At 57.5% G+C, this 24,350-nt stretch carries 24 protein-coding genes and 2 tRNA genes; 6 read left to right on the forward strand and 20 right to left on the reverse strand.

Annotated features, from left to right (window positions below):
* Positions 1–36: 36 nt before the first annotated feature.
* The 12 genes from ACJ8IP_RS08355 to ACJ8IP_RS08410 form a co-directional block, all read right to left on the reverse strand.
* Complete coding sequence (locus ACJ8IP_RS08355) at positions 37–741, reverse strand: C40 family peptidase (RefSeq protein ID WP_108681601.1); 705 nt, start codon at positions 739–741, stop codon at positions 37–39.
* A gap of 9 nt (positions 742–750) precedes the next feature.
* The gene (locus tag ACJ8IP_RS08360) at positions 751–1,503 is read right to left on the reverse strand and encodes a phage minor tail protein L (RefSeq protein WP_033639816.1); all 753 of its coding nucleotides are present in this window, start codon (positions 1,501–1,503) and stop codon (positions 751–753) included.
* A 9-nt stretch (positions 1,504–1,512) separates the two neighbouring features.
* On the reverse strand, positions 1,513–1,851 hold the full coding sequence (locus ACJ8IP_RS08365; protein WP_072627296.1) for a phage tail protein: 339 nt from the start codon (positions 1,849–1,851) through the stop codon (positions 1,513–1,515).
* Positions 1,851–4,142 carry a phage tail tape measure protein gene (locus ACJ8IP_RS08370; RefSeq protein WP_072627295.1) on the reverse strand — a complete coding sequence of 764 codons (2,292 nt, stop codon included), beginning with the start codon at positions 4,140–4,142 and terminating at the stop codon, positions 1,851–1,853. The genes ACJ8IP_RS08365 and ACJ8IP_RS08370 overlap by 1 nt, the downstream gene beginning before the upstream one ends.
* A complete protein-coding gene (locus ACJ8IP_RS08375) occupies positions 4,135–4,356 on the reverse strand; it encodes a hypothetical protein (RefSeq protein WP_004935830.1) in 222 nt (73 codons plus the stop codon). The genes ACJ8IP_RS08370 and ACJ8IP_RS08375 overlap by 8 nt, the downstream gene beginning before the upstream one ends.
* 17 nt (positions 4,357–4,373) lie before the next feature.
* Positions 4,374–4,739 (reverse strand): phage tail protein, encoded by a 366-nt coding sequence (locus ACJ8IP_RS08380; RefSeq protein WP_025160180.1) that lies wholly within the window; start codon positions 4,737–4,739, stop codon positions 4,374–4,376.
* Positions 4,740–4,865: 126 nt separating this feature from the next.
* The gene (locus tag ACJ8IP_RS08385) at positions 4,866–5,321 is read right to left on the reverse strand and encodes a major tail shaft subunit (protein ID WP_033652513.1); all 456 of its coding nucleotides are present in this window, start codon (positions 5,319–5,321) and stop codon (positions 4,866–4,868) included.
* Positions 5,322–5,361: 40 nt separating this feature from the next.
* Positions 5,362–5,754, reverse strand: a complete 393-nt coding sequence (locus ACJ8IP_RS08390) for an HK97-gp10 family putative phage morphogenesis protein (RefSeq protein WP_033652512.1) — start codon at positions 5,752–5,754, stop codon at positions 5,362–5,364.
* Positions 5,751–6,140 carry a hypothetical protein gene (locus ACJ8IP_RS08395; protein WP_042785078.1) on the reverse strand — a complete coding sequence of 130 codons (390 nt, stop codon included), beginning with the start codon at positions 6,138–6,140 and terminating at the stop codon, positions 5,751–5,753. The genes ACJ8IP_RS08390 and ACJ8IP_RS08395 overlap by 4 nt, the downstream gene beginning before the upstream one ends.
* Positions 6,141–6,197: 57 nt before the next feature.
* The gene (locus tag ACJ8IP_RS08400; RefSeq protein WP_042785079.1) at positions 6,198–6,638 is read right to left on the reverse strand and encodes a lysozyme; all 441 of its coding nucleotides are present in this window, start codon (positions 6,636–6,638) and stop codon (positions 6,198–6,200) included.
* A complete protein-coding gene (locus ACJ8IP_RS08405) occupies positions 6,625–6,945 on the reverse strand; it encodes a phage holin family protein (protein ID WP_033652509.1) in 321 nt (106 codons plus the stop codon). The genes ACJ8IP_RS08400 and ACJ8IP_RS08405 overlap by 14 nt, the downstream gene beginning before the upstream one ends.
* Positions 6,946–7,846: 901 nt before the next feature.
* Positions 7,847–8,209: an antiterminator Q family protein gene (locus ACJ8IP_RS08410; RefSeq protein WP_042785760.1), complete on the reverse strand. Its 363-nt coding sequence runs from the start codon at positions 8,207–8,209 to the stop codon at positions 7,847–7,849.
* Positions 8,210–8,451: 242 nt separating this feature from the next.
* On the opposite strand from ACJ8IP_RS08410, the gene ACJ8IP_RS08415 reads away from it, so the two are divergent.
* On the forward strand, positions 8,452–9,129 hold the full coding sequence (locus tag ACJ8IP_RS08415) for a LexA family protein (RefSeq protein WP_089192046.1): 678 nt from the start codon (positions 8,452–8,454) through the stop codon (positions 9,127–9,129).
* Between the two features lie 91 nt (positions 9,130–9,220).
* Here ACJ8IP_RS08415 and ACJ8IP_RS08420 read toward each other — a convergent pair.
* The 4 genes from ACJ8IP_RS08420 to ACJ8IP_RS08435 all read right to left on the reverse strand — a co-directional run bounded on the left by ACJ8IP_RS08420 (position 9,221) and on the right by ACJ8IP_RS08435 (position 10,472).
* Positions 9,221–9,296: transfer RNA gene (locus ACJ8IP_RS08420), tRNA-Thr, on the reverse strand.
* Positions 9,297–9,302: 6 nt separating this feature from the next.
* Positions 9,303–9,390 (reverse strand) — tRNA-Ser (locus tag ACJ8IP_RS08425).
* A gap of 157 nt (positions 9,391–9,547) precedes the next feature.
* Entirely contained in the window at positions 9,548–9,877 is a 330-nt protein-coding gene (gene osmE / locus ACJ8IP_RS08430) for an osmotically-inducible lipoprotein OsmE (protein ID WP_004935874.1), read from the reverse strand.
* Between the two features lie 127 nt (positions 9,878–10,004).
* Positions 10,005–10,472: a nuclear transport factor 2 family protein gene (locus ACJ8IP_RS08435; protein WP_033643833.1), complete on the reverse strand. Its 468-nt coding sequence runs from the start codon at positions 10,470–10,472 to the stop codon at positions 10,005–10,007.
* A 108-nt stretch (positions 10,473–10,580) separates the two neighbouring features.
* On the opposite strand from ACJ8IP_RS08435, the gene ACJ8IP_RS08440 reads away from it, so the two are divergent.
* Positions 10,581–11,159 carry a TetR/AcrR family transcriptional regulator gene (locus tag ACJ8IP_RS08440; RefSeq protein ID WP_072627291.1) on the forward strand — a complete coding sequence of 193 codons (579 nt, stop codon included), beginning with the start codon at positions 10,581–10,583 and terminating at the stop codon, positions 11,157–11,159.
* Here the strand turns inward: ACJ8IP_RS08440 and ACJ8IP_RS08445 are convergent.
* Together ACJ8IP_RS08445 and ompC are read right to left on the reverse strand one after the other, a co-directional pair.
* The gene (locus ACJ8IP_RS08445; protein WP_164107145.1) at positions 11,153–11,569 is read right to left on the reverse strand and encodes a VOC family protein; all 417 of its coding nucleotides are present in this window, start codon (positions 11,567–11,569) and stop codon (positions 11,153–11,155) included. The two genes, ACJ8IP_RS08440 and ACJ8IP_RS08445, sit on opposite strands and share 7 nt — an antisense overlap.
* Before the next feature lie 159 nt (positions 11,570–11,728).
* Positions 11,729–12,859 carry a porin OmpC gene (gene ompC / locus ACJ8IP_RS08450; protein ID WP_033643836.1) on the reverse strand — a complete coding sequence of 377 codons (1,131 nt, stop codon included), beginning with the start codon at positions 12,857–12,859 and terminating at the stop codon, positions 11,729–11,731.
* A 695-nt stretch (positions 12,860–13,554) separates the two neighbouring features.
* Between ompC and ACJ8IP_RS08455 the strand changes: the two genes are divergently transcribed.
* The 4 genes from ACJ8IP_RS08455 to rcsB are packed head-to-tail and all read left to right on the forward strand — an operon-like array spanning position 13,555 to position 18,537.
* Entirely contained in the window at positions 13,555–13,962 is a 408-nt protein-coding gene (locus tag ACJ8IP_RS08455; RefSeq protein WP_071991658.1) for a DUF4186 domain-containing protein, read from the forward strand.
* Between the two features lie 54 nt (positions 13,963–14,016).
* Positions 14,017–15,171, forward strand: a complete 1,155-nt coding sequence (locus tag ACJ8IP_RS08460) for an MFS transporter (RefSeq protein WP_047025315.1) — start codon at positions 14,017–14,019, stop codon at positions 15,169–15,171.
* A gap of 20 nt (positions 15,172–15,191) precedes the next feature.
* The gene (rcsD, locus tag ACJ8IP_RS08465; RefSeq protein ID WP_047025314.1) at positions 15,192–17,894 is read left to right on the forward strand and encodes a phosphotransferase RcsD; all 2,703 of its coding nucleotides are present in this window, start codon (positions 15,192–15,194) and stop codon (positions 17,892–17,894) included.
* Positions 17,887–18,537 (forward strand): response regulator transcription factor RcsB, encoded by a 651-nt coding sequence (gene rcsB, locus ACJ8IP_RS08470; RefSeq protein ID WP_004935900.1) that lies wholly within the window; start codon positions 17,887–17,889, stop codon positions 18,535–18,537. The genes rcsD and rcsB overlap by 8 nt, the downstream gene beginning before the upstream one ends.
* A 62-nt stretch (positions 18,538–18,599) precedes the next feature.
* On the opposite strand, the gene rcsC is transcribed toward rcsB, so the two are convergent.
* Together rcsC and gyrA are read right to left on the reverse strand one after the other, a co-directional pair.
* Positions 18,600–21,461 carry a two-component system sensor histidine kinase RcsC gene (gene rcsC / locus ACJ8IP_RS08475; RefSeq protein WP_033643839.1) on the reverse strand — a complete coding sequence of 954 codons (2,862 nt, stop codon included), beginning with the start codon at positions 21,459–21,461 and terminating at the stop codon, positions 18,600–18,602.
* Positions 21,462–21,627: 166 nt separating this feature from the next.
* Positions 21,628–24,270 carry a DNA topoisomerase (ATP-hydrolyzing) subunit A gene (gyrA, locus tag ACJ8IP_RS08480; RefSeq protein ID WP_033643840.1) on the reverse strand — a complete coding sequence of 881 codons (2,643 nt, stop codon included), beginning with the start codon at positions 24,268–24,270 and terminating at the stop codon, positions 21,628–21,630.
* Between the last annotated feature and the right edge of the window lie 80 nt (positions 24,271–24,350).

Consider the following 24,350-nt stretch of genomic DNA (forward strand, 5'->3'; position numbering starts at 1 on the left):
TACCTTTTCCTTAAGCTGAAAAGTGGAATGATAGCATCACATCAGGGCTTTGTAGCGCAACACCTTCACCGTTCGCTCTTTCCAATACCCACCGTAAGGCACCCGCTGGCTAAGCATGCCGTACATATGGTGCAGCAACAGGCCATCTGCCAGCAGAATACCGGCGTGGTTGGCCACCGGCGCCGAAACCTGCATGACCGCCATGTCGCCTGGGCGTGGCGGGCCATCGAACTCGCGAAAGCCACAGACATGCCAGTTTTCCAGATAGCGGTTTTCACCCTGCTCCCACCACGGGTAATCAACGCGGTAATCCTGGAGCGTTATGCCGTGCTCCTGGCGGAAATAGCTCATGATCAGTCCCCAACAGTCGGTATGCCCCAGCACGAACTGGCGGCCCACCAGCGGCAGTTCGCCGCGCGGCAAAATGGTGCGCAAATCCCCCTCCGGCCAGCTGGCTATCGCCCAGGGCAACTCCATCGCGTCGCACTGCGCTTTGTCCAGTTCACTCGGCTGCGTGGTGGCGTCCGGGTGGCTGTGCACTATGAGGGTGATGGTGCCCCATTCGGCGGCGGCCACGTAGTCTTCCGGCGCCAGATGAAACTGCTCGGTGGGGTTGTCCGCCAGGTTACGACACGGGAAATAGCGCTCCACGCGGGACTTTTGCGCCACCACACCGCAGCATTCGCGCGGATACTCGGTCCTGGCGTGCGCCATAATGGCTGCCGCGGTTTTTTCTTTCATGCTCGCCCCCTACTGCCGGATCAACGCCGCGCCGGGGAAGCCGCCGAACGGCAGCGGCTCGTGCTCGCCAAAGCGTTTTTGGCAGTCGCTCAACAGCCCGCCGCAGCGATCCTGGCTCGGGTCATCCACCGGGTTGCCCTTGTCGTCAAAGTAACGGCTACCGGCGTAATCGCAGCCCTTGCCGGTGCGATAGCCGCCGCGCGAGCACCAGGTGCACAGGCTGTGGATTTGCCGGGTCGGGATGCGCAATCCCCGCAGGTCCGCCGGACTCGAGAGTTCGAATTCCACCGCTTCGTCGCTTTCCGTCGCCTTGCGATCGATGTAGAACACCTGCAGCTTTTCCTGCAGCGGATCGGCCGAAGAGTTCCCTTGCGGGAAGTTGCGGGCATCAAGGTAGTGCACCAGCGTGTCGTGGATCCGCACCTTGGCCTGCGCCATGTCCTCAAACTGCAGGCAGAGCGCGCTGATCAGGCCGTTGATATTGGCGACCGACAGCTTGGGCGCGTTGCCCTGGCTGTCGGCGGAAATCTCCAGCCCTTCAACGCTAAACGGCCACGGGCCGTACTCCAGCCCCTGCCACCAGACCGATTTCGCCGGCAGTTTGCTTTCATCACCGCCGGCGGCGGCCAGCTCTTGCGGCGTAAACGGCAGGGTATCGCAATGAAAGCGCAGAATATCGGCGCCAAACCGGGTGCCATCCACCTCAATCAGGCGGATGCGGTTGCCCGGCTCCAGCTTTTGCAAATCTGAATTCAGCATCATCTCCCCCGGTTAAACGTGAAAAGCCTCGGTAAACGTGGCCGTCAGTGAATAGTTGTCCCCGCCCATCGCGACCGGCTTATAACCCTCGCAGCGGTAAAGGCCGGGAACCTGCGTCGGTGGCGTCCATTGGAAAGATTTCACCCCATGATGATTTTCCAGAAAGACGATGATCGGCGTGATGTAGTCATACTTGCCGACAAAGGTCAGCTCCCAGGAGCGCACGATCGGATTAATGCCGTCGCCGGAGACCTGCGCATAGCCGTCGCCGAACTGCGCCTTTCTGACGCGAAAGCGCATATCGCCGGCGGCATTGACGCGCGCCGGAAATTCAAATGTCTGAATGCCCATTACATCCCCTTGATTGCTTTCCAAATCGGCTGGCCCGGCATCAGGTTACGGTTGATTACCTTTTGGCTTTCCTGCGCGGCGATATTGCCCATCCGTTTACCGAACTCGCCCCATCCCGGATCGGCCTGCGAACTGACGTTGCCGCCGTTCTCGATGGTGATGTAGACATTCGGCGCCGCCGCAGACTGCTGGCCGCCGCCGATCGCCCGCACGCCGAGCGAACCGTCCGCGCCGCGTTTGAGCGGCATAATGGCCTCCGGCCCGGCTTCGCCCATCAAGCCGGCGCCTCTGGCGAACGCGAACAACGTGGGATTGCTGACGATCTGGCCGCTGAATGCGCTCAGCGAAGGCGAGGCGTATACGCCGCCTTTGGCGTTGGGGACATAGCCTTGCCAACCGGTCGGCATGCCCATCGCGCCTGAACCGGCCGCGCCCGCGCCGGCGCTTGCAGCCCCGCCCAGCAAGCCGCTGCCGATATTCATAAAGGTGGAAAGAATGGTTCTGGTCAACAGCGCCTGCATCGCCAGATCGATCAGTTGCTGAATGATGGACTGCGTCATGGATGTCATCAAACCGAGCATGCTTTGCTTAAAGTTTTGCGTCCCGGTCAGCAGATCGAACATCATGCCGGAGGTCCGTTCCCGCGTCATGTCCACCAGCCCCAGCGCCATCTTGTGCACGCGGCTCTGCCCGCCGAACAGGCTCAGCGCCTGCTGATACTGAGCGTCCGACGATTCTTGCGTCGCCGCCTGCATCAGCTGTTCATAGCGCTGTTTATCCAGAATGCCTTGCTGGTGGTAAGCCTGGTATTGCGCCAGCTGCTGCACCAGCTGGTTGTTAAGGCGAGCGACCGGATCCACATCACCGGCAATGTTCATACGCGGCGCGGCAAGCGCATCGGTTTCGGCCTTCAGCCGCTGGCGCGTCGTTTCTTGCTGTTGCATCCGGCTGGCGGTGTGGTACTCGCGTTCGGTCAACAGCCGCCCGTCATACAACGCCTTCAGCTCCTTGCCAACCTCCTGCTCTTTGCGCACCGCCGCCTGCCCTGGCGCGTATTGTTCAGCGAGCTGTTGCCGCTGCCGCTGATACTTCTCGGCGTTCAGCGCCATCGCACGCTGCACATCGGCCTGCCCGGCACCGGCTGCCTTGGCCGTTGACGCCAGCCTGGCCTGCGCGCTTTGTTCATCCTGGGTGATTTTTTCGAGGCTGCTCAGATGCGCCTGTTCGATTTCCTGACGCAGCTGTTGGTACTGATCAAGAGCCTGCTGCTTGCCATTATCGTTAAAAGTACGGCTAACAGGAGCGACACTTGCTTGAAGGCCCTTAGGCTTATCAGCTTTGGTCTCAACATGGCTGTCATTGCCATTTTGTGCATTAACGGCATTGCTTCGCTGAAGCCGGATCGCTTTCTCGCCCTCAATGATATCTTCCAACTGCGCTTGCAAGGCGTTCCGTTCTTTCCTCACCTCTTTTGGATCAGAGTAGAGGAATCCCAATATCCCTTTGCTTCGGCGCTCTAAGAGAGCAAGTCGGATATCGCTCCGATTCGCCAGTTGGTTCTCGATCTTGGCTTTTTCCTCACTGAGCGTCTTTAGCTGATCGTCGAAGGTATCAATTTTGACGGCGAGCTTTGCCTTGGAGAGCTTGCTGAGATCTTCGGCCGTCTCGACCGCCGCATCTTTCAATGCCAAAGCCGACTTACGGGCCAATTGGTTTTGCTCATGGAAGTACAGCATCGCCAATCCCGCCTGGATGGCGACACCGATCGGGCCGCCAAGCATCCCCAGCGCGACGTTGGCAACGCGAGACGCCGCGCCGACGCCTGATGTCGCCTGAGCCGCCCCGCGCGCCGCCGCCGCCTGATCGCGCCAGGCCGCCGCGCTGTCATTCAGGCCGCCGGCCAATTTCAGCATCTCCTCCGCGCGGCTGCCGCCGTCGCCGGAGGCGCTGCTCGCCTGGCGAGCCGCGTCGTCCAACTGCTTCATCTGCGCCGTCGCGGCGACGGTGATGGACGCAAGTTCGGTGAGCGCCTGTCCATACTGGCGCGAGGTGGCGGCGAGGCCCTGCAGCGACAATTCAACGCCGGCCAGCCCCGCCAGTTTCCCCGCCAGGCCGCCAAGCGTGCCGCCGATGCGTTGATAGGACTCGTCGGTCTTTTTCGCGTCCTGCTGAGCCTGGCGGTTAAATTTGGCGGATTGTTCCCCGGCGGTACGGTAAGCCGCCGTCAGTTTGTTTTTAAAGTTGGTGTCATTCAGTTGCAACCCGACGACCAACTGTGCGGTATCAGCCATTTCCCAGCACTCGCATAACGTCAGCACACTGCATATCAATACTGCTTTGCGCGGGCTGACCGGATTGATGAACGGGGGCACTCTCCGCCGCATCGGCCGTCATGCCTTGCAGTTTGAAGTATGCCCGCCAGTGATTCAGGATGTGCGCCGGCATCGCGGCGATCTTGCGAGGATCCGACTCACCCCAGCGATCGGCCAGTTGGAACACCAACATCAGCCAGGGCGAGTCAGTCAGTTTTTTTCCGCTTCCTCCAGGCTGCCGACCGCATGGCGCTTGACGGCGCCGATGGCTTCGACCAGCGTTGGGTTATCGTGCGCCGCCAGCAGATCGTCAACGCTCGGCAAGGCGCCGGCCGGGATACGTTTGCCGTCCGGCGTCATCAGGCATGACAGCAGCAGTTGCACGTTAAGCTGCGCGGCTTTGTTCATGTCACCGCTGTCGATGGCGGCCTTCATGCCGTCTTCATTTTCCTGCAGCTCCGCCGCTTTCAGGCGGCGGATAAAGGCTTTGGCGCCAAAGATCTGCGTTTCAATCACGTGGTCGTCGGATTTCAGCAGCGCCGCTTTCAGCGCTTTCAGATCGTATTTCTCTGTCATCAGTTTTTCCTTGTTCAATTCGGTTTACTCTGTACATAAGCGGGTTGCCGCAGGCCACATGGCCCGCGGCTGAAGCGTTCGCGCCGAACGCCCTCAGACGTTAAGCCAGCGCGAACCGTCGGTTTGTCACACTTTCGGGGTGACCGTGCCCCAGGTGTTGCTGTTTTGCTTGCCCTGGACGGTAATCTGAATGACTTCGCTCGCCGGGGCGGTGATCTCATTCATTTTCCAGCCGGACAGCGACAGGATGGAGGTGGAGGTGCGGCCGTTCGGCAACTCGACGTAGAACTGCACCGTTTCGCGCTTGTCCGCCGCATTCAGCAGCGCCGCAAAATCGGCGTTGGACGGATCGTCGATGAAACCGATGGATTTCTCCGCGCCTTCCGGCAGGTCGGAAATAAACTGCTTGGCGGTATCCAGCAGCGTGGTGCAATCGACAAAACCGCCGGTTTGCCCCATTTCACCTACCGCTTTACAGTTGGTCAGCGCCTTCATGGCCGTGGTTGCAGCCCCGACGGTGCCCCATTTGACGATAGTGCCGGCAGGCAGCATGGCGTATTCTGGCGAAGTTTTATCAGCCATAGTTTTTCTCTCTCTTTTTGATGAAGGATGGTAGCGGTCGCTACCGGTTTTCGATGCCATAGCGGACGTGAGCCGCCAGGATGCGTAACACTTGGTGCTTGTGGTGATCCAGCGCAGGGCGAATAAACGGGGCGGCGGCTTGCGTTGCCGTGCCGTACTCCTGTTCCAGGGCTCTGCGGTAATGCTGTTTACTGGGGCCGACGCGCAACGTCACCGCGTTCCATCCGGTAACGGCCGGGCGTATCGCGATACCGGCGCTCAGCGAGGGTTCGCTGTTTGGCGCCCCTCGTTCGGCGCACTGCCGCATGGTGCCAAGAACCGGGGCCAATGCGGCGTGGCCGGCCTCCGGCAGAATGTGACTGGCTACCTCGCGCCGAATCGCTTCCAAACGGCGAGTCAATTCCGCCATGCCGGTAACGTTTATGGCGATCACGCCGCCACCTCGGAATGGGTGATGAGGTAATCGCGGGCCATCCGATACTGGACGCGGTTATCCGCCAGGGGCGTGGCGCTCTGCAAAAGGGTGCTGCGCGTGACCGCTTGTACCGGCCATTCGCCGATATGACCATGTTGAACCCCTTCCCAGGCATTCAAAACCGCTTTGTCCAGAGCGATCAGCCGGGAGTAATCGTCGATCACGTACAACACGACCTGAAAACGGCTCTGCACCAGCGAGCTGTCAACCAGACCGGTGTTCACTTTCAGATCGCTGATCTTCTGATAGGTCACGCCTTCTTGCTGCGGATCCGGCAGGATCAGCGGATGAACCGCCAGATGGGTTAGCGCAGTCAGCGAGCGTTGAATTTCATCTTCAATCATTTGGACAAGGTCTCCGTCGTTTCGAGAGTTGAATCGTTCTGCAGATGCATTTGGGCATCAGGAAAGGAATAGCGCGCGTTCCGCCGCGCGCCGGGCAACCAGCCCATCGAGCCGCACACCGCCCGCATTCACCCATCGGCCGAACTGGTCGGCCGCCCCCTGCCGATCGCCGGCGTTCAGCCTGCGCAACAGCGTCGAGTTTTCCAACGCGCGCAGGCCCAGGTTATAGGCGAAGCTCACCAGCGCATCGAACTGCCCCTGCGTGACTGTCACCGCCACCAGCCGTTCGACGCCCTGTTCGAATTGAGCGACACCGCACACCAGCAAACGCTCGGCCGTTGCGGCATCGATCGCCATGCCGGCCCCAACTTTTCGTCCCGCTACCGGTTGAGTCCACCCGTAGCCGATCGTCCAAACGCCGACCGAGTCCTGATAAGCCTGCAACCGCAGGCCTTCGAAACGCTTAATCAGCGCCATGCCGTCGTCACTTATCTTCATGGTTTCCTCCTGACGCTTTATTGAGAAATCGACGTTCCAATGCCTTGATCAGCGATGCTCCCGACCATCCCGCCATACCGCATACGCCGCCCATCACCTCCGAAGGCCAGTCGTAATGCAGCGCAATCATCACCATGGTCAAACCGGCGAAAATAGAAACGAACAGCTGCAAAAACAGCGTCCTCCAGCTAAAGGTTTCGCCGTTCAAGACCTTGAAGGAATAGCTGGCGATCGCCCCCAGCAGCGTCATACCGAAAGCAAGCAGCATTGAAAGGATGTTTGGTTCATTTTTCCAAGGCATAGTCATCACCCTCCCCTTACCGGGGCATAGCCCGATCGTCGGGAGTCATGGAAAAGAGCGGCGAAATGCAGCCCCTAACCGTCATTCCTGTTCCATTTAAAAAACGGCCATTTACGCTGTCGAAAATGGCTTGTCCGTTCTGCCCAACCTGAGCAGATAAATAAGGATTGCGCCGTTTTATAAAGGAGAAGGATTAGCCTCCCGTCGTGGCCATTCAACGACAGTCATTATTCAGTGAGTGATTGACCGTTTTGACAAGGAGGCTAAAAATGAAAAACCCCGCCGAAGCGAGGTTTATTTGTCGTGCGGCGGCGCCGGCAATAATTCAGCTTTATCAGATTACACGCTTATTTGCGTACGCGTGAGTCTTTTATCATAAAAAATAAAACCCCGCCGGAGCGAGGTTTAGCTATCGTGCGGCGGCGCCGGCAACAATTCAGTTTTATCAGATTACACGCTTATTTGCGTACGCGCGAGCCTTTTATCATAAAAAATAAAACTCCGCCGGAGCGAGGTTTAGCTATCGTGCGCCGGCGCAGGCAACAATTCAGTTTTATCAGATTACACGCTTATTTGCGTACGCGTGAGTCTTTTATTATAAAAAATAAAACCCCGCCGAAGCGAGGTTTAGCTATCGTGCGGCGGCGCCGACAACAATTCAGCTTTATCAGATTACACGCTTATTTGCGTACGCGTGAGTCTTTTATTATAAAAAATAAAACCCCGCCGAAGCGAGGTTTAGCTATCGTGCGGCGGCGCCGGCAACAATTCAGTTTTATCAGATTACACGCTTATTTGCGTACGCGTGAGCCTTTTATTAATTATTGCAACGCGCATGCGCTATTGCTATTCCTGACGCAATAGGGAAACAAGAAATAAACCCTCATCAACGTCAACGACAGGCGTTTCAGCGATCCATACTCAACTTTATATCCAACATCGCCAGGCATCCCCCGATAAATCCCTCCGCCGTTTGCATCTCTTTGCGTATCGTACCGTCTGAACATTTCCTTTTCAGGGCGATCTTACGCAGAGATATGCCATAAACATGGTGGGCAATGATGAGATCGAACTCTTCGGGTTTGTATTTCTTCAATCTGCCCACGCAACCGTCGATCACCAGGCCGTCATCATCGCAGCAGGAACGCTCGCCATTCGACTTATAGGACAACAGCCCTTTGAACCCGGCAGCAATGGGGGAATAGTCGATGCCGCTGTTATCCCTGGCCCATACGCCCCACCGCTCCAAAACTTCATTCATATCTCTCATGCTTCCACCTCCTTTGGGCGTTTGCCATATCGCCAGGGCTCCATGTTGTTGACCGACGTCGTTCGAGCCGTTCTTCTGCTCGGCGTGCGCCAAGACGCAACAACCGATCCGCCCGACGGGCTCACCGAGGGATATCGCACAAAATACTGTACAAATAACCAGTATCAAGTATACCCAGAGGTATCTTTTTTTCAATAGCGAAAATCCATTTACCTGCAGGTAAATTTAGGTACGATGGCCTCATGAAAAACGAGCAAAAAATGCACCTGCAGGAGATGCGGCGAGAGCGCCTGATCATCCTGATCGATAACCTCGGCGTCGGGGGGCAAAAGCGCCTTGCCGAGGCGCTCGGCATTGCCGCAGACTATGTTTCTCGTCTGCTCTACCCGCCGGGCAAGAAGGGTAAAAAGGGCATCAGTGGGGACATGGCGCGAAGGATTGAACAGTACTTCGCCGTGCAAATCGGCTGGCTGGATGGCCTGGAGCAGACCGGGCAACGCCCCGTCAGGCAGAAGGCCGCACAGGCCTTGGCTAAAACGCTGCCGCTGCTGGCGTGGACATTGCCGTTGTCTCATGAACAGTTGCGCAAAGGAACGACCGTCCACTACCCGGCGATGGTGCAATGCAGCGCTCTGGCCTACTGGTTGCCGGTGCGGGATGACACGATGAGCGGCTCTGCCGGCGCCAATTACCCAAAGGGAGCATTGATTCTTGTCGAACCCATGACTGCCGGTATAACCGAGCTCGTGTCCGGCGATAAGGTGATAGCGAAACGCTGCGACAGCGCAGAACTTATCTTTAGAAGGTATGTTGAGGAAGCCGGTCATCAATGGCTTAAGGGGAACATGCCGGGTTGTCCGACTTTGAATGCCGATGAGTACATGATTCTCGGGGTGGTGCTCGGTGCCTGGCTGCCCTGACCTGCCCGTTTGAGACGACATAATGCAAAAAACCGCCAACCTTACGGCTGACGGTTTTTTTGGCACTCAGGGCGCCGGTACTGCTTTATCATGGTGCCGGCTACCGGAATCGAACTGGTGACCTACTGATTACAAGTCAGTTGCTCTACCTACTGAGCTAAGCCGGCTGAATTTGGCGGAAGGACAGAGATTCGAACTCTGGGAGCTGTTACACTCGACGGTTTTCAAGACCGTTGCCTTAAACCACTCGGCCATCCTTCCAATGGGCGCTGATATTAGCGATACCGTTATGAAATGTCTATCGTTTTGATGCAAAAAAATCGCATCGGCGGCGCAGTTGCCTAAACTTCAGGCCTTAAACGCTTAAAAAATGAAAAGCCCCGCAAAAGCGAGGCTTTTATGTTCGGCTGAAACGCGATTACTTCGGCTGCGAATCGTAGTCTGAACAGGTTTGATAGCCCTTGTTCATGACATGGCCCGTGTCGTTGTAGCTGACAAAATACGTTTGCACTTTGCCATCGCGCGGCGCGACCGCATAGGTGTCGCAAGTGCCCTGCGCATGGATCAGCGTGGCGGACGTCGACGGCGGACCGGCAATCGCCCGCACCTGCTGCTTGGTCATCCCTACTTTGACATCGCTGACCACCGGCTCATTGACATAACTGGTTGCACGGTCATAGGCGGTGCAGCCGGCAAGAATGGAAAATACCGCCGCAGTGCCGACGGCCAAAACCAACTTCTTCGTCATAGCTTGTCCTCTTGGAGTACGTTTGTTGTCCCCTAAGTCTAGAAGTGGAAAGGCTTTTCTACAAACTCCCCTTTGTCGATCGGTGCGCTTTTTCTCGCGATCGGCCGGCGCGGGCGCGACATCGGATTCAAAAGCCGAAATCGCTCAGCGCCGGGACATCGTCCGGGCGCCGACCCAGCGGCCAATGAAAACGCCGATCCTGTTCGCGAATCGGCATGTCGTTGATGCAGGCATGGCGGTTGATCATCAACCCTTCCTGATTGAACTCCCAGTTTTCGTTGCCGAAGCTGCGATACCAGTTGCCGGAATCGTCGCGCCACTCATAGGCGAAACGCACCGCGATGCGCGCGCCGTCAAACGCCCACAGTTCCTTAATCAGCCGATACTCCAGCTCTTTCGCCCACTTGCGTTGCAAAAATGCGACCACCGCCGCGCGGCCGTCGACAAACTCCGCGCGATTACGCCAATGGGTATCGAGGGAATAGACCTGCGACACCCGCTCAGGATCGCGGCTGTTCCAGGCATCTTCCGCCAACCGTACTTTTTCGATGGCAGATTCACGGGTAAAAGGCGGCAATGGGGGTTTAATGCTCATGATCATCTCCTGGGTGAAGGTGCGTAGACAACTCTGTCTACATCATTACGCTAGCGCATGTAGACAGAGTTGTCTACAATCACTCGAAAATAGCCAGGGAGAAAAATGATGACCACCGATCGCAATACCTTGCCCGCCCGTCAGCGCATCCTGCTGACGGCCCACGATCTGTTCTATCAGGAAGGGATCCGCGCCACCGGCATCGATCGCATCATCAAGGAATCAGGCGTCACTAAGGTGACGTTTTATCGCCACTTTCCCAGCAAGAACGATTTGATTACGGCGTTTTTGGCCTATCGCCACCAGCAGTGGCTAACCTGGTTCAGTACAGCGTTGGATCGACATGTGGCGCAGAGCGGCGGGTTACTGCCGGCGCTGGCGCCCTGCCTGGCGGAATGGTTCGACGATCCGCGTTTTCGCGGCTGCGCGTTTATCAATACGGCCGTGGAGATCGCCGATCTGCTGCCGGAAAGCCTGCACCTCGCCGGCCGGCATAAGCAACAGATGACGGATGAACTGGCGCGCCACCTGCCCGCAGGCCCGCAGCGGGAACAGCACGCCGCGATATTGGCGATGCTGATCGACGGCGCCATCGTCAGGGTGCAGATTGAGCGCCAGCCGCAGCCGGCGTTGCAGGTGCTGAATGCCGCGCTGGCGTTGTTGGCGCAAGGCGGGTTCGATCAGTAATTGGCCCAGATGCCCGGCGTCACCAGTTCCAACAGGTGGGCGTCGGGATCGCGAAAGTAGATGCTCTCGCCACCGTGATCCCAACGCATGCGCCCCTCAATTTCCACGCCGTTGGCCGTCAGATGCCGTTCCCAGTGCGGCAGTTGGTCTTTTGCCACCGCCAGCCCGATATGCGCCGGCCCCACGCCATCGTGCGCGGGAATAAAGCCGGTCGGATAATGCGCCCCACGCAGCAAATCGCCCTCGACAAACAGCAACAATACGCTCCGATCGCCAACGTTATAGGCGCGGAACCGCTCGTTGGCGACCATCGCCGGCAGCTTCAGCACATCTCGGTAGAAGGCGTCCGCTCGCTCAATATCGCTGACGTACAGCACCGTTTCGATCACCTTATCGATCTTGAGTTCCATATCATCCCCCCTCTTTTTTGTACTGACAGCGTAGGCTTAGAGGAGGAAAACCACGGTGCTTCCCGTGCCGATAGCGGATCAATCCGTGCTTTTTTACCGGTTTACAGGCAAAAAAAAACGCGGCCCGAAGGCCGCGCGATGACGTTCACACCGAGGTGCTTAGAACTGGTAAACCAGGCCCACGGCAACCACGTTGTCGGTGTTGATCCCGGCAGCGTCGGTGAAGTCGTTGTTGTCCACCAGGTTGATTTTGTAATCAACATAGGTAGACATGTTTTTGTTGAAGAAGTAGGTCGCACCCAGGTCGACGAATTTGACCAGGTCTTGATCGCCGTAGTCCTTGCCGTTACCGGCGCGGCCCAAGTCTTTACCTTTGGTCTGGTTATAGCCGACGAACGGACGCAGACCGAAATCGAACTGGTAGTGCGCGTAGGCTTCGAAGCTCTGCGCCTTGTTGGCGTAGCCGTAAACGCTGCTGTCGGAGCTGCCGAAACGCGCCGCGTTGTAGGACTGGGTGAACATCACCGCCAGGTAGACGTCGTTGGCGTCATATTTCAGACCGCCGGAGTAACCTTCGGCCTTGTCGCCGCGGCCCATGATGTTCTGGTGACCGTTAGCGCCGTTCTGCTCGCTGGTGCGGCGAGAGTTAAAGAAGGCGCCCGCCGCGCTGATGCCGTAGCCCATGTCATAGCTCATGGACATACCGTAGCCTTCGCCGTTCTGGCCAAGGACGTCGCGACCGTTGTTGGTCTCTTCGCCATTGCCGTTTTTACCCTGGTACTGCAGGGCGAAGTTCAGGCCGTCAACCAGACCGAAGAAGTCGTTGTTACGGTAGGTCGCCAGGCCGCTGGAACGCTGGAACATGAACTGGTCGGCGCCGTAGGTCATACCGTCGAACTCAGGCTGCAAGTCGGTATACGCCGCGACGTCGTACAGCACGCCGGTATTACGGCCGTAGTCGAAGGAACCGTAGTCGCCGAATTTCAGACCGGCGAAGCCGTAACGGGTGAAGTTCTTGTTGTCCTGGTTTTCAGCGTGGTTCAGGTTAGCCTGATATTCCCACTGGCCGTAGCCGGTCAGCTGATCGCTGATTTGCGTTTCGCCGCGCAGGCCAAAACGCATATAAGACTGGTCACCGTCCACGCCGTTGTTGCTGGAGAAATAGTGAAGACCGTCGACTTTACCGTACAAATCCAGTTTATTACCGTCTTTGTTGTAGATTTCCGCCGCGCCTGCTGTGCCTGCAACCAGCAGTGCGGGTACCATCAGAGAGAGTACTCGAAGTTTCATCGTTATTATCCTCGTTAATTATGTCGAGCTACGGCCACTGCCCTTTTCGAGCATTATTAGCACGACTGTGCATTACCATTCTGGTAACAAGGGTTATATTAATCCAGAAAGAAAATGATACCAAGTATCCGATAGTGTTTCAGCGTGATTAATAAAGGTTTCAAAATGTAAATGTGCGCGAACTTTCACAAAACATTACCGACAAACAAAATAAAGCACTTAAAGACAAAGAATAGATTAATTGATAAAAAATCATGTAGTTATACAAATCTTTAAGAAAAAAAAGCCAACCATACAATTGTGCTGGACAATAAGCACATTGTGCCAAAACGCCGCCTGCACGCAGCCGCTATAATCACCTCGCTATCATCATTATTTTCATTATTACCTTCATTATCCGAAGATAATTTCTGCATACCTTTAACCGGCTTCTGGCCGGTTTTTTATTTTCCTCCACACTGTCCTCACAATTTCAATTCGCACAAATAGCACGCAAATAAATAACCTCGCGATATAGTTTCGCCAATTTACATCCGCACTAATTGCTAATCTTTTCTCTTATTTTGGTCTACAAATTGAATTTGTTTTTCATTTCGTGCTTTATCTCGCCGAATATTGTGTGTCGCAGGCAAAATTGGCCGCAGAGTTTCACTTCTGGTAGCCTGAAAAAAAGCTCACCCTCAGCGAGTAAAGTCATGATGCCATTTCACCCAGAGGCGCTATGGCGGCGGCTGCAAGGCTCCCCCTTCCGCGCCCGTTTCCGTTTGAATCCCAAAGACCAGAGCTATCTTGACGACAAAGGCTTGCCGCTGATCCTCAGCCATGCCCGCGACTTTATCGATCGCCGTCTGGCCGCCGCCCACCCCAAAAACGATGGCAAGCAGACGCCGATGCGCGGCCACCCGGTGTTCGTCGCCCAACACGCCACCGCCACCTGCTGCCGAAGCTGCCTGGAAAAATGGCACGGCATACCGCAGGGCGTCGCGCTGGACGAACAGCAAAAAGACTATATTGTCCAGGCGATCGCCCTGTGGCTGGTGCGCCGAGGCGGCGCCAGAGAGGAATCAGGCGCGAATCTTTTCGACCCGGATCGCGGATTGTGATAAAAACTGTCAGTAACTTTCGCCACTCTTTTGACCCAAGATCCTGACGCTTACATGACAGCCACCTTGTGCAATGAACAGCAAACGCCCGGCGTTCCTCAACAGATCGCCACCCGCCTGGCCTTTTTCGTCGCCGGCCTCGGTATGGCCGCCTGGGCGCCGCTGGTGCCCTTCGCCAAAACGCGCATCGGCCTCGATGACGGCTCGCTCGGCCTGCTGTTGTTATGTATCGGCGCCGGCTCCATGTTGGCGATGCCGCTGACCGGCTTCCTGACCGGCAAACTGGGCTGCCGCGCGGTGATCCTGATGGCGGGGCTGGGGCTGTGCATCGATTTGCCGTTGCTGGCGCTGATGGACTCCCTCGGCGGCATGGCCGTGGCGCTGCTGTTGTTCGGCGCGGCGATCGGCATGATAGATGTGGCGATGAACGTGCAGGCGGTGATCGTCGAGCGCAACAGCGGCAAGGCGATGATGTCCGGCTTTCACGGCTTCTTCAGTATCGGCGGCATCGCCGGCGCAGGCGGCGTCAGCGCGCTGCTGTGGCTGGGGCTGACGCCGCTGCAATCCACCCTGATCACCGTGCTGGCGGTGATCGTGCTGCTGGCGTTCGCCAGCCGCCATCTGCTGCGTGACAGCGGCGCCGACGACGGCGGACCGATGTTCGTCTTGCCGCGCGGTTGGGTGATGTTTATCGGCATTCTGTGCTTTATCATGTTCCTGGCGGAAGGCTCGATGCTCGACTGGAGCGCGCTGTTCCTCACCACGCTGCGCGGCGTCGAACACAGCCAGGCCGGGCTGGGCTATGCGCTGTTTTCCATCACCATGACGCTCGGCCGCCTCAATGGCGATCGGGTGGTGAACTCGCTGGGCCGCTACCGGGTGCTGCTGCTGGGCAGCCTGTGCGCCGCTGTCGGTCTCAGCTTGGCTATCGCCTTCAATCACGCCACCGTTTCGCTGGTCGGCTTTATGCTGGTTGGCCTGGGCGCTTCCAACGTCGTGCCGATTCTGTTCAGCGCCGCGGGCAACCAACGCGATATGCCGGCCAATTTGGCGATCGCGTCCGTTACCACCGTCGGCTATGCCGGTATTCTGGCCGGCCCGGCGCTGATCGGCTTTATCGCTCAGTTTTCCAGCCTGACGGTGGCCTTCGCCTGCGTAGCCGCTCTGCTGTTGGCGGTGACCGCCAGCGCCAGGGCCGTCACTCGCTGATTCAGGAATGCGCAGCCACTATGCAAAATAAACAACTGACCATTAGCTCCAGCAATATCACTCGCTGCTTCCTGCTGTTTATCGTGCTGCTGACGATCGGCATCGGCCTGTATGGCTACAACTACACCAACGCCTGGCTGGCGGAAAAGAAGTACACGCTGAACAGCATCGCCGGTTCGCTGCAAAAGCGCATCGATACCTATCGCTACATGACCTATCAGGTCTATGACAAATTCGGCAACGCGCCGGCGCAGAATGTCGATCCCGGTTTGCAGGAAACCCGCCTGCGCCCCGACGTCTACTATGTCGAGAAGCCGCACAAGAAAACCGACGCGGTGATCTTCGGCAGCCATGACGAGAACACGCTGGCGATGATCGCCAACATTTCGGACTACCTGGACAACCGTTGGGGCGCCAAGACCGAGAGCTACGCCATGTATTACCTCAATGGTCAGGACAACAGCCTCAGTCTGATCACCACTCAGCCGCTCAAAGAGCTGGCTTCGCGCTTTAGGGAAAGCTACCTGACCACTTCGGCGGACGAACGCCGCGCCGAGATGCTGCAACAGGCCAATATGCTCGACGAACGCGAGAGCTTTTCCGATCTGCGCAAACAGCGCTTCCAGAACGCCTATTCGTTCTCGATTCGCACCACCTTTAATCAGCCGGGGCATCTGGCGACGGTGATCGCCTTCGACTTGCCGATCAACGACATCATTCCGGCCAACCTGGCCCGCGCCAATTTCCTGCTGCAGCCGGACGATGTCGAGCTCGACGACAGCGCCATCCCGGCGGAAACCGCCCTCGGCGCCCAGGCGGCGATGAGCGGCGGCTGGGTGGAGTTCAGCGCCGCCCTGCCCAATGCGCCGCTGAAGGTGGTGTATCGCGTTTCGGCCATTAATCTGGCCATCGATCTGCTGCGCAACAACATCTGGCTGATCGCGGTCAATCTGCTGCTGTTGGCGCTCTCGATGCTGAGCATCTACTTTATCCGCCGCCAGTACATCCGCCCGAGCGAAAACATGGCGGTTGAGCTGGAGGCCGAGCGCGCGCTGAATCAGGAAATCGTCTCCAGCCTGCCCTCCGGCCTGCTGGTTTACAGCTTCGCCAACAATGCGGTGATCGCCAGCAACAAAATCGCCGAGCACCTGCTGCCGCACCTCAGCCTGCAAAAAATCGCCCATATGGCCGAACAGCACCACGGCGTCATTCAGGCAACGGTCAACAACGAGGTGTATGAAATCCGTATTTTCCGCAGCCAACTGTCGCCGGATACCTACCTGTTCCTGATGCACGATCAGGATAAAGAGGTCATGGTGAACAAGCGGCTGCAGCAGGCACGGCGTGAATACGACAAGAACGTGCAGGCGCGCAAACTGATGTTGCACAACCTGGGCATCGAACTGAATCAGCCGGTGCGCCAGATGTACGATCTGGTCGACAGCCTGCGCAACCAGCCGGATGAGGAACAACAGCAGGCGCTGCTGGGCCAACTGACGGCGGCGTCGTCGTCGGTGCTGGGATTGATCGATAACATCACTCTGCTGACGCGGCTGGAAACCCAGGACTGGCAACCGACGCGCGAGCCGTTCAACCCGGCGGCAATGATCGACGAGTTGCTGCTGGAAGCCCTGCCCGCCCTCAATCAAAAGGGGCTGGCGCTGTTCAAGCATTTCCAGTTGGACGTCGAACAGAACTACATCGGCGACGCCAACGCGCTGCGCAAAGTGATCTCACTGCTGGTGCATTACGCCATTATCACCACCGCCTGCGGCAAGATTTCTCTGGTCATCGACCATGAGCCCGAACACCCGGATCGCCTGATTTTCCAAATCAACGACACCGGCTCCGGCATCTCCAACGAAGAGATCAGCAATCTCAATTACCCGTTCCTCAGCCAGACGCTGGTGGACCGCTTCAACCACGGTTCCGGCCTCACTTTCTTCCTGTGCAATCAGCTGTGCAAAAAGCTTAACGGCCAGTTGGACATTCGCAGCAAAGTGGATATCGGCACTCGCTATACCATTCGCGTCGCCATGGAGATGGAGAGAAAAGAGCCGCAGGAACAGGAAAAGCTGCTCGACGGCGTCACCGCCCTGCTGGACATCACGTCAGATGAAGTGCGCGGCATCGTGACCCGCCTGTTGCAGGCTTACGGTGCCGACTGCCTCGTCGCCGAAGATCGCGCGGTCAACCGCGATTATGACGTGCTGCTGACCGATAACCCGCAGCGAGCCGATGATTACACGCTGTTGCTGGCGACCGATGAACCGGGTTGGCAAGCGCTGGATAAACGCTACATTCGGGTGAACTATAACCTGAACGGCGCATTAATCGACGCCGTGCTGATGCTGATCGAACAGCAAATGGCCGCGCTGGAGCAGGAAGAAAGTCCGCTTTCATTGAGCTCAGAAGATATCCAACTCTATGAAAAACAATTGAAATCAAGTGATTACTATGGGCTGTTTGTCGATACAGTACCCGATGATGTCAAAAAACTGTATACTGAGGCGGGCAGCAGTGATTTCAATGCGCTGTCACAAACCGCACACCGCCTGAAAGGCGTGTTTGCCATGTTAAATCTGCTTCCCGGCAAGCAGCTGTGCGAATCGTTAGAACAGCGCATCGCAGAAGGTGATGCGCCCGAGATCGAGAATAACATCAGTCAGATTGATTTTTTCGTCAGCAGACTGCTGAAGCAAGGTAGCCAACAACATGAATAACCTGAACGTAATTATTGCTGATGACCATCCTATCGTACTGTTTGGCATCCGGAAGTCACTTGAGCAAATTGAATGGGTGAATGTCGTTGGGGAGTTCGAAGACTCAACCGCACTGATCAACAATCTGTCCAAGCTGGATGCCAACGTGCTGATCACCGATCTGTCGATGCCGGGTGACAAGTATGGCGACGGCATCACGCTGATTAAGTACATCAAGCGTCATTATCCGCAGTTGTCGATCATCGTGCTGACCATGAACAACAACCCGGCGATCCTCAGCGCGGTATTGGATCTGGATATCGAAGGCATCGTGCTGAAACAAGGCGCGCCGACCGATCTGCCGAAGGCGCTGGCCGCCCTGCAGAAAGGCAAGAAGTTCACGCCGGAAAGCGTCTCCAAACTGCTGGAGAAAATCAGCGCCAGCGGCTATGGCGACAAACGCCTGTCGCCGAAAGAGAGCGAAGTGCTGCGTCTGTTCGCCGAAGGTTTCCTGGTGACCGAAATCGCCAAGAAACTCAACCGCAGCATCAAAACCATCAGCAGCCAGAAGAAATCGGCGATGATGAAGCTGGGCGTAGAAAACGACATCGCCCTGCTCAACTACCTCTCGTCCGTCAGCATGACGCCGTTGGACAAAGACTAAAGCCCGCCTCACGGCAGGTTAACGCCAAACAGGCACGGCAATCCGCCGTGCCTGTTTGCTTTTCAGGCCTCGCTGCGGTTGTAGCGTACCTGCTGGCTGTAATAAGCCAATGTCTGCTCCAGCGTCTCCAGCGTAACCGGTTTCGACAGGCAATTATCCATGCCCGCCTCGAGACAGCGCTGCTTCTCCTCCGCCAACGCGTTCGCCGTCACGCCGATCACCGGCGCGCTGAACTGCATCTCCCGCAGCGCCTGCGTCAGGCGATAGCCGTCCATGTTCGGCATATTGACGTCGGTCAACACAATATCGACGTGGTGCTGTTTCAGTACGGCGAGCGCGTCTACGCCGTCGTTGGCGGTCACCACCTGATACCCCAGCGACCCCAGCTGATCGGAAAGCAGACGACGGTTGATCGGATGATCGTCGACCACCAGCAGATGAATATCGCCGTTGTCCGCCGCGCTGGCCTTGGCGGGTACCGGCAGCTGCACCAGCGCCTCTGCCGCGCCGTTGCCGACGCCGAACAATCGGTTGATCAAGGTCAGCGTTTCACGTGGCGTAGAGGTGCTGTGCATCCAATAGCCTGGCCGGGTTTCCAGCGACGGGCCGATATGTTCGGTCGAGAACTGGATCTGAGCCAACAGCGGCGTGTTCAGCATCAGCGGATAATCGCTGAGCATCACTTCGTCGGCGGCGGTCTCCTGCCCGTCATAGCGCTGGATATCGGCGCCGTAGCCGCCCAGAATCGCCATCAGGTAGCTTTCCAGCCGCTGATTGCGGATATCCAGCCACAGCCGCCGGCCCTGCCAGGTATCGCTGGCCTGCGGGATCGGGAACTGGGCATTAAACAATGGAATGCGAATACTGAACAAGCTGCCCAGCCCCGGTTCGGACTCGACGGAGACGTCGCCGTCCATCAGGTTGACCAATTTCTCGCAGATCGCCAGCCCCAAACCGGTGCCCTGGAAGTGGCGCTGCACGCCGGTGCCCACCTGGAAGAACGGATCGAACAGGCGTGAGATCTCCTTCTCCGGAATACCGACGCCGGTATCGCGCACGCTAAATTCCAGGTAGCTGCCGCGGGTGCAGACCTGCAAGACGATGCAGCCGGTATCGGTGAACTTGATGGCGTTGTTCACCAGGTTGGACAGCACCTGCTGCAGCCGCACCGGATCGCCGAAGATACGCTCCGGCACGTTTTGCTCGATAAAGCAGTACAGCCCCAAACGTTTCTTCACCACCAACGGCAAATAGTTGCCGGCGATATGGGTGATCACCTCCAGGCAGGAGAACTCACGCGGTTCAATCTTCAGCTGCTCAGACTCGATTTTGGAGAAGTCGAGGATATCGCTGATGATTTTCAGCAGCAGCCCGGAAGAGTTGTTCATCGCATTGACCAGCCGATCGACCCCTGGCGGTAACGCCTTGGTCTGCAGCAGATCGAGGTTGCCGATAATGCCGTATAGCGGCGTACGCAGCTCATGGCTGACGGTGGCCAGGAACATCGATTTAGACTGGCTGGCCTGCTCCGCCGCCGCCGCCATCTCCTGCAGCGACTCTTCCATTTTCACGCGCGCGCTGACGTCCACCAGCACGCAGATCGCCACCTCTTCGTTGCGGTAACGCGAATGGACAAAGCTGATCTGCAGGTTATTGTTGTTGCTGGTCATCACATCGACGAAGTTCGCCTGCTGTTCGCAGATGATGCGCGTAATGCGATCGCGATCTTCGTGGGTCAACAGGTTGATGTAGTTGTGCGCCAGTTCGTTACTCAGAATATTGGTGCCATCGCTGATGCGCAGGATACAGATGCCCACCGGCGCCGAGGCGACGATCTTGCGGTTGAACTGTTCGTGTTCTTCCAGCCGGAAGGCATTGTCCTCCGCCGGCAGGAACATCTTGCGCTCAAACAGCCACGCCAGCGTGAACAGCACGATAGCCGACAACAGGTTCAGCAACAGCGCATTGAGGATCAGCATTTTGAAGCGTTCCACCACGCTTTTCACCGGCAGCGCATAAACGATGCTCAGCGATGAAGGCGGCAGCGCTTTTTTCAGGATCAGATCGCGATAGTTGTCGACATAACCGAAGTAAGCATGCTCTTCCGGGTAACTGTTGAGCGCAGCGGCATAGCGATCGCCATCCGCCAGGCGCAGTATCGGATCGTTGTTTTCATCCAACAGCGTGACGCCGATCGGCAGGTTGCCGGCGGTGACGAAATCTTCCAGCCGGACAGTTTGCTCGATGCCCAGCAGCGCCTCCAGCTTGTTGCCGATATAGAGAGGCGTCAGCACATACAGATAACCGATGTCAGGCCGCTGCGCGCTGGGACTAATCCAATACAGGTTGTTGTCTTTGTCCAGATTCTTGGCGTTGCGGTATTTCAGAATGCGCTCGTGCAGCAACTTCAGCATGTTTTCCCGGTTGGCGACCGCGTTGCCGCCGCCGAATTCCGCCAGACACAGGCTGTCGCCGCCGATAAAGAACACCCGGTTGAGATCGTAGGCCGCCACGAAGTTCTCTTTCCAATACTGGATCAGGCCGCTCAGCGAATCGAGTGAACTGCGGTAAGTGGCGCTCAGGGCGCAGTTAGACTCTGGATACAGCGGATAGAATTGCGGTGGGCTGCCCTTGCCGGGGATCACACCGCTGAACATGTCCAGGCCGCTGACCGAACCGTTGAGGCGGTTTTCCGCCATGTACTTGATGTCGCGTATGATGTCGGCGGAATGGCGAATATAGCCCTGCGCCTGATCGAAATTGAGGTTGTACTCCTGGCGGATGTCCGATTCTTTCTGATGCAGGATATTCAGAATATAAAAGGTGGTGAGCAGCGCTCCCAACGACCACAGCAAAATCGCCAGCACCCGGAACAGATAGCGGGATATCTTCAGCGTAGTTCGAAAAGAGGCTAAATATTTCAATCGGATACCATACGAAAGTCAGTGGCGGCGCGCGTTGTCGCCGGCGCAGCGGCCGGCGGCTCGGTACGCCAATTAAACCATATAACTGAAAAAGGGCCTAGCATCGCTGCCAGGCCCTTTTGTCTCAGTGCATTACGGTGTCGGCATGCCGACGCCCTCACCTTGCTTAAACGTTGTCGTCGTCCATCGGCTCAGCCGCGTCGTCGCCATCGTCCAGCGGCGTAGTGTCTTCTTCCACCGCTTCCGCGCCCGGTTCCAGGCTGTCCAGCTCTTCGTCTTCCACCGGCTCGGCCACACGCTGCAGACCGACGACGTTTTCGTCTTCCGCCGTACGGATCAGCGTCACGCCCTGGGTGTTACGACCGACCACGCTGACTTCCGAAACGCGGGTACGCACCAGCGTGCCGGCATCGGTGATCATCATGATCTGGTCGCTGGTTTCCACCTGCACGGCGCCGACCACCTGGCCATTACGCTCGCTCACCTTAATGGAGATAACCCCCTGGGTGGCGCGTGACTTGGTCGGGTACTCGGTGACTGCAGTACGTTTACCGAAGCCGTTTTGCGTGACGGTCAGAATGTCGCCCTCGCCGCGCGGCACGATCAGCGAAATCACGCTGTCGCCTTCGCCGAGGTTGATGCCGCGCACGCCGGTCGCGGTACGGCCCATCGAACGCACCTGCGTTTCCGGGAAGCGCACCACTTTACCGTTGGCGGAGAACAGCATCACTTCGTTGGTGCCATCGGTCAGATCGACGCCGATCAGCTCGTCGCCCTCGTTGAGGTTGACGGCGATAATGCCGGCGCTGCGCGGACGGCTGAACTCGGTCAGCGCGGTTTTCTTCACGGTACCGCTGGCGGTGGCCATGAACACGTGACGCCCTTCTTCATACTCGCGCACCGGCAGAATGGCGGTGATACGCTCATCGGCTTCCAGCGGCAACAGGTTGACGATTGGGCGGCCGCGCGCGCCACGGCTGGCTTCAGGCAGTTGATACACCTTCATCCAGTACAGGCGGCCACGGCTGGAGAAGCACAGGATCGTATCGTGGGTGTTGGCCACCAGCAGGCGATCGATAAAGTCTTCTTCTTTAATGCGCGCGGCGGACTTGCCTTTGCCGCCGCGGCGCTGAGCTTCATAGTCGGACAGCGGCTGATACTTCACGTAGCCCTGGTGAGACAGGGTCACCACAACATCTTCCTGGTTGATCAGGTCTTCGATGTTGATGTCGGAAGTATTGGCGGTGATCTCGGTGCGACGGCCGTCGTTGTACAGCTCTTTGACCGCCACCAGCTCTTCGCGGATCACTTCCATCAGGCGCTCTGGGCTTTCCAGAATAAAGATCAGCTCGGCGATGAAGTTGAGCAGCTCTTTATATTCGTCCAGCAGCTTTTCGTGCTCCAGGCCGGTCAGTTTCTGCAGACGCAGATCCAGAATCGCCTGAGCCTGCTGCTCGGTCAGGTAGTACTTGCCGTCGCGGATGCCGAACTCCGGCTCCAGCCACTCAGGGCGAGCGGCGTCGTCACCGGCGCGTTCCAGCATGGCGCTGACGTTGCCCAGATCCCACGGCTGAGCCACCAGTGCGACTTTCGCTTCCGCCGGCGTCGGCGCACGGCGAATCAGCTCGATGATCGGATCGATGTTAGCCAACGCGATAGCCAGCGCTTCCAGGATATGGGCGCGGTCACGGGCCTTGCGCAGTTCGAAGATGGTGCGGCGGGTGACCACTTCGCGGCGGTGGCGCACGAAGGCTTCGAGGATATCTTTCAGGTTCAGCAGCTTAGGCTGCCCCTGATGCAGCGCGACCATGTTGATGCCGAAGGTGACCTGCAGCTGCGTCAGCGCATACAGGTTGTTCAGCACCACTTCGCCGACCGCGTCGCGTTTGACTTCGATCACGATGCGCATGCCGTCTTTATCGGACTCGTCACGCAGCGCGCTGATGCCTTCTACGCGTTTTTCTTTCACCAGCTCGGCGATCTTTTCGATCAGACGCGCCTTGTTCACCTGATACGGGATCTCGTGAACGATGATGGTTTCGCGGCCGGTTTTGGCGTCGGCTTCCACTTCCGCGCGCGCGCGCAGGTAGACTTTGCCGCGCCCGGTGCGGTAGGCCTCTTCAATGCCGCGACGGCCGTTGATGATCGCCGCCGTCGGGAAGTCCGGCCCCGGGATGTGTTCCATCAGCCCTTCGATGCTGATGTTTTCATCATCGATATAGGCCAGGCAGCCGTTGACGACTTCAGCCAGGTTGTGCGGCGGAATATTGGTGGCCATGCCCACGGCGATGCCCGACGAGCCGTTTACCAGCAGGTTCGGGATCTTGGTCGGCATAACGGCCGGGATCTGCTCGGTGCCATCATAGTTAGGCACGAAGTCGACGGTTTCTTTTTCCAGATCCGCCAACAGTTCGTGAGCAATCTTGGACATGCGCACTTCGGTATAACGCATCGCCGCGGCGGAGTCGCCGTCGACGGAACCGAAGTTACCCTGACCGTCCACCAGCATGTAGCGCAGTGAAAACGGCTGAGCCATACGCACGATAGTGTCGTAAACCGCGCTGTCACCGTGCGGGTGATATTTACCGATCACGTCCCCGACGACACGGGCCGATTTCTTGTATGGTTTATTCCAGTCGTTACCCAATACACTCATCGCGTACAGAACGCGGCGGTGAACCGGCTTCAGTCCATCACGAACATCTGGCAGCGCACGTCCGACAATAACGGACATCGCGTAGTCCAGATACGAGTTTTTCAACTCGTCTTCGATGTTTACCGGTGTGATTTCTCTGGCAAGGTCGCTCATGGAGCTGCTATCCCTCTACTAATGATTCATCTGCCCGCTGCCATAGTGGCAAAGGTGTAAAACTATATCACAAAGCACGC

The sequence above is a fragment of the Serratia sp. CY52157 genome (assembly GCF_052168495.1).
GTDB classification, from domain to species: domain Bacteria; phylum Pseudomonadota; class Gammaproteobacteria; order Enterobacterales; family Enterobacteriaceae; genus Serratia; species Serratia ureilytica.